We start from the raw sequence: 18267 nt of genomic DNA on the forward strand, positions 1-18267 counted from the left end.
TTTTTTTTATCTGCCAAAACGGGTAAAGTACGCGCTCAAAATAACGGCAGTGAAAACCATGGATCTTAAAGACTTTACTTTCGAATTACCTGACGAGCTGATTGCCCGTTACCCGCAACCTGATCGCAGTGCCAGCCGTATGCTGCGCCTTGATGGCGCCACCGGCGCGGTCGAACATTCTCAGTTTAAAGCCATTGTCGATGAACTCGAAGCGGGCGATCTGCTGGTGTTCAACGACACCCGGGTGATTCCGGCGCGACTGCTTGGCGAGAAGGTTTCAGGCGGTAAAGTTGAAGTGTTGGTTGAGCGCTTGCTCGATGAGCAACGTGTGCTGGCGCATGTACGCAGCAATCGCGCGCCGAAGGCCGGACAAAAGATGTTGCTCGAAGGCGCCGTCGAGGTGGAAATGATTGCCCGCCAGGGTGCCTTGTTTGAACTGCGTTTTTTAACTGACGCGCCGGTTCTGGAGGTACTTGAGCAGTACGGTCATATGCCTTTGCCACCCTATATTGATCGACCCGACGAAGCCAGTGATCGTGAGCGCTATCAGACGGTTTATAATAAAAAGCCAGGCGCGGTAGCCGCACCCACAGCGGGTCTGCATTTTGACGCGCAGATTCTGGCAGCCTTAGAAGCCAAGGGTGTGAAGTTTGCTTACGTCACACTGCATGTGGGGGCGGGTACTTTCCAGCCGGTGCGTGTCGATAAGATTGAAGAGCATCACATGCATAGCGAGTACGCGGAAGTGCCAGAAGAAACGATTGCCGCCATCGCGGCCACGCGCGCCGCTGGCAAGCGCGTGGTTGCCGTTGGTACCACTTCAGTGCGTTCGCTCGAGTCGGCAGCACAAGCGGCGCGAGAAAAGGGTGAAACATTGGCGCCGTTTTTCTCTGATACCGATATTTTTATCTATCCGGGCTATGAGTTTCAGATAGTGGATGCCATGGTGACTAATTTCCATCTGCCGGAGTCGACGCTGATTATGCTGATATCAGCTTTCGCAGGACGTGAAAATGTGTTGCATGCCTATGAGCAGGCCATCGCCGAGCGTTATCGCTTCTTTAGTTATGGCGATGCGATGTTTGTGACCCGCAAACCCAGCTAAGGTATACTGTCGCACTCGGACTGTTTTTCCGTGATTTAACCGAACGGTGATGAAATGAAGTTTGAATTATTAAAGACCTGCGGCAAAGCCCGCCGTGGGCGTATGATCTTTGACCGGGGCGTGGTCGAAACCCCCGCGTTTATGCCAGTAGGTACAGCGGGTACCGTCAAAGGTCTCACTCCGGAAGAAGTTAAAGACACCGGGGCGCATATCTGTCTGGGCAATACTTTCCACCTGATGCTGCGACCTGGCACGTCGATTATCAAGCAGCATGGCGATCTGCACGATTTCATGAACTGGGATAAACCCATTCTGACCGACTCAGGCGGTTTTCAGGTATTTAGCTTGGGTGAGCTGCGTAAGATTACCGAAGAGGGGGTTACTTTCCGTTCACCTATCAATGGTGAAAAGATTTTGCTGACGCCGGAGAAGTCGATGGAAGTGCAGCGTGATCTGGGCTCAGATATTGTCATGATTTTCGACGAGTGTACCCCTTATCCGGCGACACAGGCTGAGGCGCGCAGTTCAATGGAACTGTCGTTGCGTTGGGCCGAGCGCTCAAAGACCGCACATGGCGATAATCCATCGGCGCTGTTTGGTATCATTCAGGGCGGTATGTACGAAGAGCTTCGTACCATTTCACTCGATGGCCTGACAGACATCGGTTTTGATGGTTATGCCATTGGTGGCTTGTCAGTGGGTGAGCCGAAAGAAGACATGATGCGCGTTCTTGATCACATCGCGCCAAAGATGCCAGCCGATAAGCCGCGTTATCTGATGGGTGTAGGCAAGCCGGAAGACTTGGTCGAGGCAGTGCGTCGTGGTATCGATATGTTTGACTGTGTCATGCCCACCCGTAATGCCCGCAACGGTCACCTGTTTATCAGCACCGGGGTGGTGAAGATCCGCAATGCCGTGCATCGCACGGACACCGGACCACTCGATCCGGAATGTGACTGCTATACCTGTAAGAATTACTCACGGGCGTATCTGCACCATCTTGACCGCTCAAACGAAATGCTTGGCGGCCGTCTGAATACCATCCACAACCTGCACTTCTATCAAAAAGTCATGCAGGATCTGCGTGATGCGATTGCTGATGATCGCCTGGAAGAACACGTTGCGGAATTTTACCGTAAGCGCGACATGGAAGTGCCTGAACTGGCCTGATAGCGCATACCGGTAAGAGTTGATCCCTGCGCTTAGGCGGGGATCGCTCTGGCAATGTCAATCACATACGGCTTAATACCGGCAAAGAAGAACTCTACCGCAATCAACATTACAATTAAGCCCATCAGGCGCATCAGTATTTTACTGCCGCTGCGACCGAGCTTCGCCAGTAACTGACGTCCACTGGCAAGCACCACTGCGGTCAAAGCACATACCACGGCAATGGCGATAAACAAGCTGATGGTTGCTGTCGCAGTCGAGGCCGCTGTTTTACTTTCCTGAATAACCAGTATGACCATGGTAATCGCGCCTGGTCCGGCAATCATCGGAATACCAATGGGCGTGACCGCAACATCGGAGCCAAAGTCACCATCACTTTCGCCGTCAACCCGCTTAGGTACAGTGCGTCCGCGCAGCATTTCAAAGCCCATCACGAAGAACAAAATACCACCGGCCACACGCAGTCCGTTCACCGAGATATTAAAAAAGCTGAAAATGACTTCACCGAGCAGCGCAAACACAGTCAAGGCGATAAAAGCGGTCACCGCAGCACGCATCGCAACCCAACGCGCGGCTTTTGGCGTCATGGTTTCGGTAAGTGCTATATAAATAGGCACCGCTGCTACCGGGTTGATCATGGTAAACAGTGAGGTGAACTGGAAAATAAAGGTTTCGAACATGCCGGGCTCCGAACCATCAGGGCGATAAGTAGCGGTATTGTATCAAGATTTTAAAATGTTGGTAAAAAAACAAAAAAAAGATTTTGTGCGACAGCCGTTGGCGCAATAAAATGCCATAATAAGAATTACAAAATTAATACATAAACCATAAAAACCAGCTTCTCCACTTTTGGAAGCGGTGACTCAAAAGCATGGATGTCTCGTCACCAGCCTGATACCATGCTTCACCGCTTCCATCTCCCTATTTCCTGCCCCCAGAATTAAATTGATCGCAGGCTTTACATCAGGATCTGAAGTCGCTACAATTCAGCACCATTTTTATTCGTCTTGGTCAGAAAACGACCAAAGTTTGATAACCAAACAACAGAATTTTCATTGAGGTGAGATTTTAATGCCAGTTGTTAAAGTAAAAGAAAACGAGCCGTTTGACGTAGCGCTGCGTCGTTTCAAACGTTCTTGCGAAAAAGCGGGCGTACTGTCAGAAGTTCGTCGCCGCGAACACTACGAAAAGCCTACTGCAGAGCGCAAGCGCAAGAAAGCAGCAGCTGTAAAACGTCACGCGAAGAAGTTGTCGCGCGAGAACGCGCGTCGTACTCGTCTGTACTAAGGCTATTCAGGGCTTCATTTAATAAGCCTAGCTTTTACATCGCGACTGGTCTCTGAACTAATTCAGTGACAGTATGAGAGCCGGAGCAGTTTCCACGCTTCGGCTTTTTCATTTCTGGAATACAGGGTACAATCCTCAGACGATCATCAGTGCCTTGGTAAACGAACGGAACCGCGATATTCATGGCAGGCCTTATCCCAAAAAGCTTTATTCACGATTTGCTCGACCGCGCTGACGTGGTTGAAGTCGTCGATAGCCGTGTACCGCTGAAAAAGGCCGGGCGTAATTATCAGGCCTGTTGTCCCTTCCATAACGAAAAAACACCTAGTTTCACTGTTGCCCCCGATAAACAGTTTTATCACTGCTTTGGCTGCGGCGAGCACGGTAATGCCATCGATTTTCTGATGGCCTACGACGGTCTTGAGTTTCCGGATGCGGTTGAAGAGCTGGCGTCGATGATGGGCGTCGAAGTGCCGCGCGAGACTTCGGCGAACCCGCAGGCTGAAGCACGGAAACGCCAACAGGCGGCCGATGACTATCAGCAAATGGAGCGGGCCACCCAGTTTTTCAGTTATCAGCTACGAAAGCACAAAAAAGCCCCGGAAGTCATTGAGTACCTGAAAGGGCGTGGTTTGAGTGGTGAGATCGTGAAGCAGTTTCAGATTGGCTACGCCCCCGATGGTTGGGATGATCTGCTGAAGTCGCTGGCCAAAGATCAGCGATCACGTGATCAACTGGTGGATCTGAAGCTGGTAAACCGCAACGACAATGGCCGTTATTACGACTTTTTTCGCGATCGCATTATGTTTCCTATCCGCGATAGACGCGGACGGGTGGTGGGCTTCGGCGGACGCATCATCAGCGGTGATGGACCTAAATACCTGAACTCTCCTGAAACGCGAATTTTCCACAAAGGCCGCGAGCTTTATGGCTTCTATGAAGTCAAACAAGCACATCGTAGTATTGAACAGGTCGTTATTGTTGAAGGCTACATGGACGTGGTGGCATTGGCGCAGGCGGGGATTGATTTTGCGGTGGCCTCGTTAGGCACCGCGACCACGACCGAACAGTTGCAAATGCTGTTTCGCGCCACACGCCAGGTGACTTGCTGTTATGATGGTGATCGTGCCGGCCGTGACGCTGCCTGGCGGGCCCTTGAAAATGCGTTGCCGCTGCTGACCGACGGCTTGCAGCTGAATTTCCTGTTCTTACCCGATGGCGAAGATCCGGATAGCCTGGTGCGCCAGGAAGGTGCTGAAGCGTTTAAAGCGCGGCTGGGCGAGGCACAAAGTTTTACCCAGTACTTTTTCGCGCACCTGACCGAGACACTCGACCTTGCCACAGACAGTGGCCGCGCAATGCTGCTGAGCCAGGCAAAACCGCTAATTGAAAAAGTAGCGAGTGATTACTATCGCGAAGAGCTACTGCAAGAGCTGGCACGGTTATTACGCCGTGAAGTTTCGCAGGTGGCGGGGCAGATGAAAGCAAAAGCGGCGCCTACCGCGAATCGCGACGAATTAAAAATGACGCCGATACGGCGCGCTATTGCGCTGTTATTGCAATACCCGCAACTGGGGCAGGAAGTTCCTTTGCACGAAGAATTAGCACAGCTAAAGCTTCCCGGCATTCCAGTGCTACTAAAACTTCACCGACAAACCCGTGAGCACAGCCTGACCCCGGCGCAATTACTGGAGCAGTGGCGCGGCACCCGCGAAGAGAAGCTTTTGCGTCAGTTAATGAGTTGGGAGCATCATCTTGAGCAGGATAAAATCAGTCAGGAGTTTTTTGACACCTTCTTGTATTTTATCGATCTGTTCGTCGAGCAGCGCGCGAACGAACTGTTAGCCAAAGAACGTCAGGCACCTCTGACCGCAGCGGAAAAGCGTGAATATATGGCATTACTGCGACATAAAGCGCAAAAGCACTCTTCGTAAAAAGTTGGCGAAATTGCAAAACAATTTGTCAATTTGCCTACCCATCCCAACTGACCCCACGGTTGCCAAATTCCCATAAGCTACTGTTATTATTGTCTTTAACACATTGATACAAAGTTGGCATTATCTTTGCTTTATTTGCTTAGGTTATAAGGCATACTTCTCCTATCTGACAAATTGAATAAAGGAATTAGCATAATGAAAACAATGAAAGCTTTAGCCACTGGCGCGGTACTGCTGACTTCAGTCATGACCCTGCAAGGTTGTCTGATAGTGGCGGACGGGTATTCGGACGATGGTGAATACTCTGCAAGTGATTATCGTAAGCTGGAAGAAAAGAACCGCCGAATGATCGCCGCGCTTGATAATCAGGTCACCCTGGACTACGTCCGTAACACCATGGGAACGCCGGAATTCGCTGATCGCGTCACGGTTGACGGTGAGCGCTATGACGTACTTTACTATCGGACACAGCGCGTTGAGAGCGACGGCAACACCACTCGTGACGAGTGCACACCACTGGTTTTTGAGAACGGTAAACTGGTCGGTACAGGCCAGCTGGCGCTGAAGCGCATCCCACAGCACGACTGATTAATTTCTGGCTCAAAACTGCATAATCTGCTACACTATCCGGTCTTAAATTTGATACCTCATTTTAAGACCGGTTTTTAGTTATCCATTTGAAATCACAGGTGGTAGATCTGTATGCAGCAGAGTCGTCAATCGCAACTCAGAATTCTTATTGCCAAAGGAAAAGAGCAGGGCTACCTGACTTTTTCTGAGGTTAACGATCACTTACCTTCTGAGATTGTAGATTCCGATCAAATCGAAGATATCATTGCCATGATCAATGACATGGGTATTAAGGTGTTCGAAAGTGCACCTGATGCCGATGATCTGATGATGAGCGAAGACACCGCGGACGAAGACGCTGCGGAAGCCGCAGCCCAGGCGCTTGCGAGTGTTGATGGCGAGTTAGGCCGTACGACTGACCCTGTGCGTATGTACATGCGTGAAATGGGTACCGTTGAGCTACTGACCCGCGAAGGCGAAATTGATATCGCCAAACGCATTGAAGAAGGTATTAACCAGGTTCAGTGCTCCGTTGCCGAATATCCGGAAGCCATTAACTTTCTGCTTGATCAGTGGGATCAGTGTGAAGCTGAAGAGATGCGTTTAACTGACATCATCTCTGGCTTTATTGATCCGAACGAAGTCGATGAAGCGCCGGTGAGCGCCACTCACATCGGTTCAGAGCTTTCCGAAGAAGAGCTTGAGGACGAAGATGACGATGGCGACGAAGACGAAGATGACAGCGATGATGACACATCAGAAGGCGGCATCGATCCGGAATTCGCCCGCCAGAAGTTTGCTGAGTTGCGCGAGCAGTATGAAAAAACCCGCGCCGCAATCAGTAAGCATGGTCGTGACAACGCCAAAGCGCGCAAAGAAATTGATGCCCTGAGCGACCTGTTCAAGCAGTTCCGTCTGGTACCTAAGCAGTTTGACCGCCTGGTGAAAGACATGCGTGACATGATGCATCGTGTCCGCGTGCAGGAACGTTTGATCATGAAAATGAGCGTGGAGCAGGCAAACATGCCGAAACGCGCGTTCATGAAGGCGTTTGCTGGTAATGAAAACAGCACCGCATGGCTCGATGCTGCCATTGAAAGCGGCGAAAGTTATGCTGAAGACCTGGCCGAATTGCGACCAGAGCTTGAGCGTTGCATTGCAAAGCTTGCTGAAGTTGAAGTGGAAACCGGTCTGACAATTGCGAAGGTTAAAGATATCAACCGTCGTATGTCGATTGGCGAAGCCAAAGCGCGCCGCGCTAAGAAAGAAATGGTCGAAGCGAACCTGCGTCTGGTAATTTCGATTGCGAAAAAGTACACCAACCGTGGTCTACAGTTCCTGGATCTGATTCAGGAAGGTAACATTGGTCTGATGAAAGCGGTGGACAAGTTTGAATACCGTCGTGGCTACAAGTTCTCGACCTACGCGACCTGGTGGATTCGTCAGGCAATTACGCGTTCGATTGCGGATCAGGCGCGTACCATTCGTATTCCGGTGCACATGATCGAAACGATCAATAAGCTGAACCGTATTTCACGGCAGATGTTGCAGGAGATGGGACGCGAGCCGTCACCGGAAGAACTGGCCGAGCGCATGGTTATGCCGGAAGACAAGATCCGCAAGGTGCTGAAAATCGCCAAAGAGCCAATCTCGATGGAAACTCCGATTGGTGACGATGAAGATTCGCATCTGGGTGACTTTATCGAGGACACCACCCTTGATTTACCGGTGGACTCGGCGACGTCAGAAAGCTTGCGCAATGCCGTACGCGAAGTACTGGGTGGTTTGACCCAGCGCGAAGCCAAGGTACTGCGTATGCGCTTTGGTATTGATATGAACACCGACCACACCCTGGAAGAAGTCGGCAAGCAGTTTGACGTCACCCGCGAGCGGATTCGTCAGATTGAAGCGAAGGCGTTGCGCAAACTGCGCCACCCAAGTCGCTCTGAGCAGCTGAAATCTTTCCTCGATGAGTAATTGAGGTCTCGCGGTGTGAACCCGAATAAAGCCCCTGCAGCTTGAAGCTTCAGGGGCTTTTTTATAGCCTGTATATGAAAAACGGCGCCAGATTTGTTAAGGTGTGCGTAATTTCGTTGAAAAGGATACTTTATGACCGCACTGGATCAGAAAATGACTGATACGCCCAAACCACGTCGGATTATTGATGCGCATTTGCATATCTATAATGACTCTTACCCGCTGATTGAAAATCAGGGGTTTTTGCCGACGCCTTTTTCGGTTGAGGACTATCAGCATCGCACGCGCGATCTTCCCATCGTGGGTGGTGTGGTGGTGTCGGGTTCGGCTCATGGTTTTGATCAAAAGTACCTTAAACCGGCACTTGAGCAATTCGGTGATAACTTTGTCGCCGTTACCAACCTGCCAAGCAGCGTATCGGACGAAAAAATATTGTCACTACGCGACTTGGGCGTGCGCGGTGTACGCGTCAACCTGAAACGTCGGGTGGTTAGTGGCCTGGACAACCTGGTCGACTTTGGCATGCGCATTTGGGATCTCGCCGGCTGGCATTTGGAAATGTATGTCGACAGCCGCGAACTTGATGAAATCATCCCGAAACTGGTGAAGCTGCCAAAAGCCTCAGTCGATCACCTTGGCATGGCACGCTCTGGCGTGTCACAGGTTCAAAGACTTGCTGATGCGGGTGTTCACATTAAAGCCAGTGGCTTTGGCCGCACCGAAGTGAACGTCACAGAAGCAGTGAAGGTGTTGTACAAGACCAACCCCGACTGCCTGATGTTCGGCACCGACTTGCCGTCAAACCGCGCCGAGCGACCGTTCAACATTAGCGATATCACCACCGTCGCCCAGGCACTGGACGACGAAGACGCCATCGACAAAGTTTTCGCGCGCAACGCCGCCGAATTCTACAACCTGAAACTGTAAAAACAGCCCTGCGGGGTCATGACAAGCGGGCAGAAATTTCATATACTTGCGCCCGCTTTTGCATTCCTTCCAAAATGGCCCCTTAGCTCAGTGGTTAGAGCAGCCGACTCATAATCGGTTGGTCCCCAGTTCAAATCTGGGAGGGGCCACCAATAAAGTCATTAAGTTACGGTATTTCTTGAGCCTTTGAAGGTGCAATCTCCGTGCTCCCGCTCTTGGTATATTAGCAGGCTCGTCCAAATAGGAAATTTATTAAGACCTGTCCTATACTTTTTGAAAGTCGAGCGAGCACAGGGATATTAACGATGAACGATGAGACCCAGGCCAGCAGCGGCAAAAAAAAGATCTTCGTCGTCGGTGCCGACGACTACAATCTCTCCCTGATCGAGAAAATCCCAGGCTCGGAGAACTGGGAACTGATCCGTACACTTGAATATTCTGACGTTCAGCCAGCCAGCGGCCGCATCGATTTCGACGAGCTTTATGAGCATGCCAGATCCATTATCGACGCGCATGGCGGCAAGCCAGATGCGATCATCGGCTATCTGGATTTTCCCGTGACCTCGCTCGTTTCGTTGCTGCGGCGCGACTACGCAATGCCGGGTGCTAGTCCCGAAGCGGTCGCGAAATGCGAGCACAAGTACTGGGCACGCCTGAAGGAGAAAGAGGCCTTTCCCGATGGCACACCCGAGGTGCGTGCCATCAATCCCTTCGATCCGGAAAATGCCAAGAAAGAGGCGCCGGACTATCCGTTTTGGCTCAAACCGGTCAAAGGTCACTCCTCCGTGCTCGGATTTCTGGTCGAGGACGAGGAAGAATTCGATGAGGCGTTGCACGCCTGTCGCCAGAAGATTCATCTGATCGGCGAGCCTTTCAACGCTTTCCTGGACAAGCTTGAGGACCGCAGCGAGATCGACGGTATCGACGGTAATTTCGCCGTGGCCGAACAACTCATTTCGGCCAAGCGGCAGTTCACGTTGGAAGGCTATGTCTGGCAGGGCGAAACTAGGATCTACGGCGCGGTGGAATCCCTGCGCGAGGGCGAGCACGCGTCCAGCTTCTCGCGCTATCAGTATCCCGCCGATTTGCCCGAAGAGGTCATCGAGCGCGCCACCGAGATCACCGGCAAGATGATGACGGCGATCGGCTATGACGGCTCACCGTTCAATGTCGAATTCTTCTATGATCCCGAAAGCGGCGACCTGCATCTGCTCGAAATCAACGCCCGAATCTCGAAGTCCCACTCTCCGTTATTCCACATGGTTGACGGCGCGGCTCACCAGAAGGTGGCTATCGAGCTGTCGATGGGGCTCGAGCCGGACATGCCTCATCGCGAAGGAAAAGACGCCATCGCGGGCAAATTCATGCTGAGAAGCTTCGAGGCCGATGGCATTGTTAAGCGCGTGCCCAGCTCCGAAGAGATCGCAGAATTGAAACGCATCCTGCCCGATTTTGATGCGAACGTTCTTGTCGAGAAGGATCAGCGTCTCTCTGACATGTTTTTCCAGGACAGTTATTCGTACGAGCTTGCCGACATTTTCCTCGGCGGTGACGACAAGGACATGCTGGAGGATGCGTATAACCGGATCCTGGCTTCGCTTCCCATTTACATTCAACCGCTCCCCGAGAAAGTATGAAAAGCGTATCCGACTTTCCCCACGAGATCATCGAGGAGGAGAATGTCTGGATCCCGGTCGGCGATGGCCTGAAGCTGGCCGCGCGTATCTGGCGCCCAAAGGATTCAGGCGACGATCCGGTGCCGGTGATCCTGGAATACATTCCCTATAGAAAGCGCTTCGGTTCGACCGTGCGCGACGAGATCACGCACAAATACCTCGCCGGGCACGGCTATGCCTGTGTTCGCCTGGACATTCGGGGCAGCGGGGAGTCCGAGGGCGTGCTGACTGACGAGTACCTGCAGAGCGAGCTCGATGACGGCGTGGCTGCCATCCACTGGCTGGCTGAGCAGGACTGGTGCGATGGCAATGTCGGAATGATGGGCATCAGCTGGGGCGGGTTCAACGGTCTGATGATCGCGGCGATGCAGCCCGAACCGCTCAAGGCCATCGTTACGGTCTGCTCCAGTGACGACCGCTATGCCGACGACATCCACCACATGGGCGGCACGCTGTTGGGCGACAATCTCTCCTGGGCTGGCGTCATGTTCTCTTACAACACCATGCCGCCCGATCCCGCGCTAGTGGGGGACCGCTGGAAGGACATGTGGATGGAGCGCCTGAAAGGTAGCGGACTGTGGCTGAAGACCTGGCTGCAGCATCAGCGCCGCGACAGCTACTGGCGGCACGGCTCAGTTTCTGAGCATTACGGCGACATCAAGATCCCGGTCTTCGCAGTCTCAGGGTGGGCCGACGGCTATACCAATACCGTCTTCCGCCTCATGGAAAATCTCGACGTGCCGCGTAAGGGCCTCGTCGGGCCCTGGGGTCACACCTATCCGCATATCGGCAGCCCCGGGCCGGCCATCGACTTTCTCGGCGAGCTTCTCGATTGGTGGGATCACTGGTTGAAAGGCAAGGACCGCGGCATGGACGACGAGAACATGCTATGCGCCTACATGCAGGACTCCGCCCCGCCCAACCCTCAGTACAAATACCGCAAGGGCCGCTGGGTGGTCGAGGCTGAATGGCCGAGCCCGGATATCGAGCCTCGCGCTTACACCTTCGGGACCGGACGCCACCTCATCGCAGAGAATAGCGGGGAGGAGACCGGGGAGGTAGGCATGAAAGTCCAGTCCCCGGTCACGCTGGGACTGTTCGCCGGCAAATGGTGTTCCTACGCCAACGGGCCGGATCTCGCCGGTGACCAGCGTTCCGAGGACGGCGGCGGACTGATCTTCCAGACTCACGAGCTGGAAGAGGACGTGGAGATTCTTGGTCAGCCGGTCGTCGAACTCGAGTTGGAGAGCGACCAGCCGCTCGCCATGGTCGCGGTGCGCCTGTCGGATTTCTTGCCCGACCATCAAATCACGCGCGTCACCTACGGAATGCTCAACCTCACCCATCGTGACAGTCGCCAGCACCCCGAATTACTGGAACCGGGCAAGCGCTACAGGGTCAAGGTGCCCTTGAACCACATCGCCCAACGCTTCGAGAAGGGCCACCGAATTCGGGTTTCGGTATCCACCGTCTACTGGCCAATGGCTTGGACCCCACCGGAATCGACCAAACTCACGGTCTATACGGGCAAGAGCCGGATCATCCTGCCCTGCCGCACGAAAAATATCGGCGGTGAGGAGGAGGCAAGCTTTGATCCGCCGGTCTGCGCGCATCCGCCTTCGACCACCGTGTACGAACCGGGCGCGCATCGCTGGCTGGTCCATCGCGATCTTGCTGACCAGCGCTCCGAACTGGAGGTCATCGATGATCGCGGCCTATTCCGGTTCGACGATATCGACCTGACGGTCGGCACCCATGCGGTGGAGAAATATTCAGCCGTCACGGGCGATTTCACCAGTGTAAGGGGGACAACCGAGTGGATCCGGACACTCCAGCGCGACGACTGGAAGATCAAGACCCGGACCTATACCTGCCTGACCTCGGACGCGAATAATTTCTACATCCGCGCCGAACTCGATGCCTATGAAGGCGACACGCGGGTGTGCTGCTTTAGCTGGGACGAAACGATCCCGCGCGACCATATTTGAGGATACCCATCAGAAGCACATGGAGAAAAGGGAATAAGATCGCTCGGCAAATTACCGACGGGCGGTCACCTGGCAAAACTTGGCAGTTTTACGCTTAAATCCACTAAAAATAGGTTTTATTAATCTGCTCAGCAATTTTTATCATGCCCAACTGCATGTCATCGATGAACTCATGCAGCTCTTGTTGCTCCAGGCACTGCGGCTTGCCATCGACGAGCTGCGTTTCTAACTTCTCAGTGGCTTCGACCGCTTTTTCATGGCGTGGCAGCTCTTCTAGTAAAGCTTTTACCTGATGCAGGGTGTGCAGCAGTGACCGCGGGAAACGCGGTTCGAGTAATAAAAATTTCAGCACATCAGGGCGGTTGATGCGCAGTCGTACTTTCTGGCGGTACATCTGATATGCCGACATGGACTTCAGTACGCTCATCCATTGAATATTCTCAAAGGTGGACTGATCACCGTCAAGCTCGGGCAGTAGCGATGCCGAGCGCACGTCGATAATGCGGGTGGTCATGTCGCCACGTTCAAGATTGCGGCCAAGACGTATAAAAGCATAGCCTTCATCGTGGGTCATAATACCGGCCAGGGTGCCGGTAATGGTTTGATTGGCGCGGATGACGCCACTCAGAGCCTCATAGCGGCGTCGGCGCCCTAACAGAGCCTGGCGGTTTTGCATCGCCGACAGGTATAAGCCGTTGACTTGCTCCCAGATCTCCGACGGAATGATCTCCCTTACGGTGCGAGCATTCTCACGCGCTTGGGTGAGTGAGTTAATAATCGAGCCCGGATTTTCTTTGTCGGTGACAAGATATTTCACCACACTGGCTTCATCGGCCTTGTCATAGCGCTCGTAAAAGCCATCGCGGCCGGAGAGAATATCGATAATCGGCTCCCAGCCCAGCTTAACCGTAGTGGGAAGATCCATTAACAGGTGCGAGTTGACGTTAATCAAACGCGCGGTGTTTTCGGCGCGCTCCAGATACCGTGCCATCCAGAACATATTACTTGCAACGCGTGACAACATGATTAAGCCTCCATATCCACTATCCAGGTGTCCTTACTGCCACCGCCCTGCGACGAATTGACCACAATGGAGCCTTTGCGTAGGGCAACGCGGGTCAGGCCACCGGTGGTGACCTTGATATCTTTGCCGCTTAAAATAAAGGGGCGCAGATCGAGATGCCGCGGTTCAGCCTTGGTTTCGACCAGCGTTGGCGCGGTAGAGAGCATCAACATTGGCTGCGCCACATAATTTCGCGGGTCGCGGCGGATCAGGCGCTTAAATTTTTCGCACTCGGCTTTGCTCGCGTGCGGACCTATCAGCATGCCGTAACCACCGGATTCATTGGCCGGCTTGACCACCATCTTATGAATATTTTCAATAACGTAATCGCGGTCCTCTTTATTAATGCACTTGTAGGTAGGTACATTCGGAATACTTGGCTCTTCATTGAGGTAATAGCGAATAATTTCGGGCACAAAGGCGTAAACCACTTTATCGTCGGCGACACCTGAGCCCGGCGCATTGGCCAGCGCTACCTTGCCAGCTTTCCAGGCGCGCATCAGGCCGGGTACACCGAGCATCGAGTCGGGATTAAACACCTCGGGGTCAAGAAAGTGATCATCAATACGGCGGTAAATAACATCCACCCGCGCAGGGCCCTCAATGGTGCGCATGTAAACCACATTATCGTCATCGACAAATAAGTCGCTGCCCTCAACCAGCTCGGCGCCCATCTGTTGGGCAAGGTAGGCGTGTTCAAAATAGGCCGAGTTGTAGATACCTGGGGTCAGTACAACAATTTCCGGGTGCTCGATGTCGCGCGGCGACAGCTGCGAGAGCATGTCGTACAGGTGAGACGGATAATCGTCTACCGGTAAAATGCTGTATTGCTCAAACATTTCCGGGAAGACGCGCTTCATCACCTTGCGATTTTCAAGCATATAGGAAACCCCTGAGGGTACGCGCAAATTGTCCTCCAGCACGTACACAGTACCGTCACTGTCGCGAACCAGGTCCGAACCGCAGATATGCGCCCAGATGCCTAATGGCGGATGTACGCCTTTACACTCAGGTAAGAAGTTCTTCGACTTTTTCAGCAGCTCTTCGGGGAACACGCCGTCTTTGACAATTTTTTGCTCGTTGTAAAGATCGTCTATAAACATGTTCAGCGCTTTCACCCGCTGCTTTAAACCTTTTTCAATCTGCAGCCATTCTTGCTTGTCGATAATGCGCGGGATGATATCGAAGGGCCAGTCACGGTCGATGGAGCCTTCATCTTCATGGTACACCCGAAAACTGATGCCCATGACATGTATGGCAGACTCGGCAGCAACCTTAAATTCTTCCAGGTCATTGTCGGTCAGGCTGCGCAAATAGCCACAAATAATCTCGGCTGCGGCGCGCGGCTTTCCTGCAGCTCGCAGCAGTTCATCGTAAAGATTGGTAGTTTTGTAACTTCCCCAACGAATGGTCATACACGACGTCCTCTGTTGTTCTGCTAACCTAATTAAAGATAGTGGCAAATGCGTCAAAAAGACAAAAAACTGTTGCTTTTGGTTTTGAACTGCATTGCAAATACGCTACATTCGGAAGAAGTTTCGCTTGCTCACCGGGGAGAGTATTTAGTGACTTATTGTTTGGCAATTCATGTGAATAACGGCTTGGTCTTTGCCTCTGACTCGCGAACTAACGCGGGTGTCGATTACGTGGCAACTTACAGTAAAATGTTTCGCTTTGTCTGGCCCGGCGAGCGCAGTGTGGTGTTATTGACCGCGGGCAGCCTCGCGACTTCGCAAGCGGTGGTTAACGCCATCAAATCCGATCTAGAAGACCCTGACGCATCGTTTAATCTGCGCAAAGGTAAACACCTCTATGATCTGGCCAGCTATATTGGCGGATTAAGCCAAAAAGAACAGCAACAGCATGCGCAGGCACTGGAGAAGAGTAACGCCAGCCCGGAGGCCAGCTTTATTATCGGCGGGCAAATTGCCGGTAAAGCCTGTGAGGCCTACATGATTTACCCGCAGGGCAACTATATTAGTGCCTCGGAAGACACGCCGTATTTGCAGATTGGCGAAAACAAATACGGCAAACCCATATTAGATCGCATCATCGCTCCCGACACCTCACTGGAAGATGCGGCGCGATGCGCGATGATCTCAATTGACTCTACAGTGCGCAGTAATATCAGTGTAGGGTTGCCTCTTGAGCTCGCTATTTACACGAACGACAGCCTGGACGAGCCCTGGCACAACAAATATCGTGCACTAAGCCCCATGTATAAGTCCATGCAAAAGCAATGGAATGAGGGTTTGCGGCAGGCATTCTCAGGCCTGCCAAGGTTCGACTGGGAAAAAGAAGATTAAGTGCCGTTGCGACAGGCCGCGCAGATCACTTTGTCGACAAAGCGCAACTTATCCAGTGCCAGACTGGAAAAGACAAACGGGTAAGCGTCGCCGTGTCCCATACTGCGGTTAAGTGCGTTTAGCATCCCGGTTAAGCGCACCCAGTCATCATACAGCTGATTAAAATGCGCCGTGGTTTGCTCCGGCCTCGTCGGCGGTAACTGCTGAAGCGGATTAATAACCGGATGAGCTGAGACACTAAAGTCATAGTCACTGGCGGTCTCAAGGGTATCCACCATGTGCAGGTAGTGCGCCCAGGTTTCTGCCCAGTCTTCCCAGGGGTGCATGCTTGCGTAAGCACTTACCCACACTTTGTGCCAGTCTGGCGCGGGCCCCTCTCGATAGTAGTTTTGTAAGGCCAGCGTGTAGTCGAGCCGCTCGTCACCAAACAGCGCCCGAAACTCCTCCAGCCACGGGCTGTTGTGGATGAGCCTGTCCCAGTAGTAATGACCTGACTCGTGGCGAAAGTGGCCCAGCAAGGTGCGGTATTGCTCGTTCATCTGCTCGCGCATCTGCACGCGTGCACTGGCTCTTGCTTCTTTTAGGTTGAGCGTGATCACACCGGCGTTGTGGCCGGTGGTAACAAAGCTTTTGACCGTAAGCTCATTCCCGTATTCGTCTTCGGTCTGATCTTCGAGAAACTCAAAAGCCAGACCATGTTCGGGATCTTCTTGCTGCGAGCGTACTGGTAATCCCAATTTGAACAAAGTGTACAGCAAGCGCCGTTTGGCTTGCTCCATGCGTGCCCAAAGCCTGCGGTTGCCGCGTATATCAAGGTTTGGAATGGTTCGGGTTAATGCACAGGAGGTACAAAATTCACCCGTGTCTTCCACTGGAATCATCCAGTTGCATACATCCTGCACGACATAGTTCTGGCATGGACGGTAGCGTTTACCATTGAGTGCTGCCAACCAGGTGCCATCTTGCTCACGGTTAAATGCGCTGAGCTTATTCTCCTCGGGTATGAAACCAAGCATGCGCCCGCACGCTACACACTGAGTGTTAGCGAAATAAAGCGTGTTTCCACACTGGCACGAGAAGGTGAGCATTGTATAGTTCTCCCGACATTTACGAGCAACGCATCTTTTTTAGTTCTACTTCAGCAACTAACTTAGCATGTTCGTGAGCAAAACGAAGCTAATAGGAGTGAAAGCCGCTGGCATTATCAGTAGTTTATACCATGCTTAAACGAATAAAGTTTAAACGGGTGTGCGCGGTAAACAGGGGAGGACGTCATGCGGGTTGTAGCAGCCTTAGGGGGAAATGCTGTTTCGCCAAGAGGCGAAAAACTCACCGCTGAGAAACAACGAGAAAATATAAAAGGAGCGGTACAGGCGCTGGTAAAAATTGTGCGTGCGGGTCATGACCTGGTCATTACCCATGGGAATGGTCCGCAAATCGGTCTGCTAGCATTACAAAATGATGCCTACGACCGAAATAACAGTTTCCCGCTCGACATTTTGGGCGCTGAGTCGGAAGGGATGATCGGTTATATGCTGGAGCAGGAACTGGAAAGTGAGCTAGGTGAGGAACCTGAAGTCGCCACTGTTTTGACGCAAATTGCCGTGGTTGAGGATGATCCCGCCTTTGCTGATCCGCACAAGTTTGTTGGCCCGGTTTATGACGAGGAGCAGGCACAGCAGTTGAAAGATGAGCGGGGCTGGTCGATTGCGAAAGATGGCGACAAGTGGCGCCGCGTAGTGCCGTCACCTGCGCCACAGAAAATTCTTGATTTGAAAGTCTTGCAGTTACTGGTTGCCCACAAGATTATCCCTATTTGCATTGGCGGTGGCGGTATACCCGTCGTACAGCATTCTGATGGTAGCTATCATGGGGTTGAAGCAGTCATTGATAAAGATGCGGCGAGCGCCTTATTGGCCCGCCAACTCGATGCCGACGCGTTATTACTGCTGACGGATGTCGCAGCCGTTTACGAAAATTATGGCAGTTCTGAGCAAAAAGCGATCGCGCATATGACGGTTGCAAAGGCGCAAAATTTCGATGCCCCCGCAGGTTCCATGGGGCCAAAAATTCAAGCCGCGGCAGAGTTCGCGCAGCATGGAGATTTTAGCGTTATTGGCTGTTTGGACGACGCGCTGGCCATGCTGGAGCACCGTGCTGGTACCTGTATCCGATAAGTCATTTCCGCTGCTTTTTTCGCTTGTCTGTTAATAAGGTGTTGTGTACGCTCATGACATTCTTCTCGCTGAGGATAGGGGTCT

15 protein-coding genes and 1 tRNA gene are annotated in these 18267 nt (G+C 52.6%); 12 read left to right on the forward strand and 4 right to left on the reverse strand.

What is annotated here, in order from left to right; genetic code table 11:
• Positions 1 to 58 precede the first annotated feature (58 nt).
• On the forward strand, positions 59 to 1105 hold the full coding sequence (gene queA / locus CWI71_RS09805; protein WP_126755093.1) for a tRNA preQ1(34) S-adenosylmethionine ribosyltransferase-isomerase QueA: 1047 nt from the start codon (positions 59 to 61) through the stop codon (positions 1103 to 1105).
• A 54-nt stretch (positions 1106 to 1159) separates the two neighbouring features.
• Positions 1160 to 2275, forward strand: coding sequence for a tRNA guanosine(34) transglycosylase Tgt (gene tgt, locus CWI71_RS09810; protein WP_126755094.1), 1116 nt, complete (start codon positions 1160 to 1162; stop codon positions 2273 to 2275).
• 32 nt (positions 2276 to 2307) lie between these two features.
• Here tgt and CWI71_RS09815 read toward each other — a convergent pair whose 3' ends face one another.
• Complete coding sequence (locus CWI71_RS09815) at positions 2308 to 2955, reverse strand: MarC family protein (protein ID WP_126755095.1); 648 nt, start codon at positions 2953 to 2955, stop codon at positions 2308 to 2310.
• A gap of 391 nt (positions 2956 to 3346) precedes the next feature.
• Here CWI71_RS09815 and rpsU point away from each other — a divergent pair, with 391 nt between their 5' ends.
• From rpsU to CWI71_RS09855, 8 genes are all read left to right on the forward strand, one after another.
• Positions 3347 to 3562: a 30S ribosomal protein S21 gene (rpsU, locus tag CWI71_RS09820; RefSeq protein ID WP_026860840.1), complete on the forward strand. Its 216-nt coding sequence runs from the start codon at positions 3347 to 3349 to the stop codon at positions 3560 to 3562.
• Positions 3563 to 3744: 182 nt separating this feature from the next.
• A complete protein-coding gene (dnaG, locus tag CWI71_RS09825) occupies positions 3745 to 5496 on the forward strand; it encodes a DNA primase (RefSeq protein WP_126755096.1) in 1752 nt (583 codons plus the stop codon).
• A 198-nt stretch (positions 5497 to 5694) separates the two neighbouring features.
• On the forward strand, positions 5695 to 6087 hold the full coding sequence (locus CWI71_RS09830) for a DUF3192 domain-containing protein (RefSeq protein ID WP_126755097.1): 393 nt from the start codon (positions 5695 to 5697) through the stop codon (positions 6085 to 6087).
• A gap of 114 nt (positions 6088 to 6201) precedes the next feature.
• Positions 6202 to 8046 (forward strand): RNA polymerase sigma factor RpoD, encoded by a 1845-nt coding sequence (gene rpoD / locus CWI71_RS09835; RefSeq protein ID WP_126755098.1) that lies wholly within the window; start codon positions 6202 to 6204, stop codon positions 8044 to 8046.
• Between the two features lie 132 nt (positions 8047 to 8178).
• Positions 8179 to 8973, forward strand: a complete 795-nt coding sequence (locus CWI71_RS09840; protein ID WP_241967698.1) for an amidohydrolase family protein — start codon at positions 8179 to 8181, stop codon at positions 8971 to 8973.
• 76 nt (positions 8974 to 9049) lie between these two features.
• Positions 9050 to 9125: transfer RNA gene (locus tag CWI71_RS09845), tRNA-Ile, on the forward strand.
• Between the two features lie 153 nt (positions 9126 to 9278).
• Positions 9279 to 10610, forward strand: coding sequence for an ATP-grasp domain-containing protein (locus CWI71_RS09850; RefSeq protein ID WP_126755099.1), 1332 nt, complete (start codon positions 9279 to 9281; stop codon positions 10608 to 10610).
• A complete protein-coding gene (locus tag CWI71_RS09855; protein WP_126755100.1) occupies positions 10607 to 12637 on the forward strand; it encodes a CocE/NonD family hydrolase in 2031 nt (676 codons plus the stop codon). The genes CWI71_RS09850 and CWI71_RS09855 overlap by 4 nt, the downstream gene beginning before the upstream one ends.
• Before the next feature lie 103 nt (positions 12638 to 12740).
• On the opposite strand, the gene CWI71_RS09860 is transcribed toward CWI71_RS09855, so the two are convergent.
• Together CWI71_RS09860 and CWI71_RS09865 are read right to left on the reverse strand one after the other, a co-directional pair.
• Positions 12741 to 13661 (reverse strand): alpha-E domain-containing protein, encoded by a 921-nt coding sequence (locus CWI71_RS09860; protein WP_126755101.1) that lies wholly within the window; start codon positions 13659 to 13661, stop codon positions 12741 to 12743.
• 2 nt (positions 13662 to 13663) lie between these two features.
• Positions 13664 to 15115, reverse strand: coding sequence for a circularly permuted type 2 ATP-grasp protein (locus CWI71_RS09865; protein ID WP_126755102.1), 1452 nt, complete (start codon positions 15113 to 15115; stop codon positions 13664 to 13666).
• Positions 15116 to 15265: 150 nt separating this feature from the next.
• Here CWI71_RS09865 and CWI71_RS09870 point away from each other — a divergent pair, with 150 nt between their 5' ends.
• Positions 15266 to 16006: a proteasome-type protease gene (locus tag CWI71_RS09870; protein WP_126755103.1), complete on the forward strand. Its 741-nt coding sequence runs from the start codon at positions 15266 to 15268 to the stop codon at positions 16004 to 16006.
• Here the strand turns inward: CWI71_RS09870 and CWI71_RS09875 are convergent.
• The gene (locus CWI71_RS09875) at positions 16003 to 17094 is read right to left on the reverse strand and encodes a zinc-binding metallopeptidase family protein (RefSeq protein WP_126755104.1); all 1092 of its coding nucleotides are present in this window, start codon (positions 17092 to 17094) and stop codon (positions 16003 to 16005) included. The genes CWI71_RS09870 and CWI71_RS09875 overlap by 4 nt on opposite strands.
• A gap of 186 nt (positions 17095 to 17280) precedes the next feature.
• Here CWI71_RS09875 and arcC point away from each other — a divergent pair, with 186 nt between their 5' ends.
• The gene (arcC, locus tag CWI71_RS09880) at positions 17281 to 18183 is read left to right on the forward strand and encodes a carbamate kinase (protein WP_126755105.1); all 903 of its coding nucleotides are present in this window, start codon (positions 17281 to 17283) and stop codon (positions 18181 to 18183) included.
• Positions 18184 to 18267: the final 84 nt, after the last annotated feature.

This window comes from Pseudidiomarina insulisalsae (assembly GCF_003987065.1).
GTDB classification, from domain to species: Bacteria; Pseudomonadota; Gammaproteobacteria; order Enterobacterales; family Alteromonadaceae; genus Pseudidiomarina; species Pseudidiomarina insulisalsae.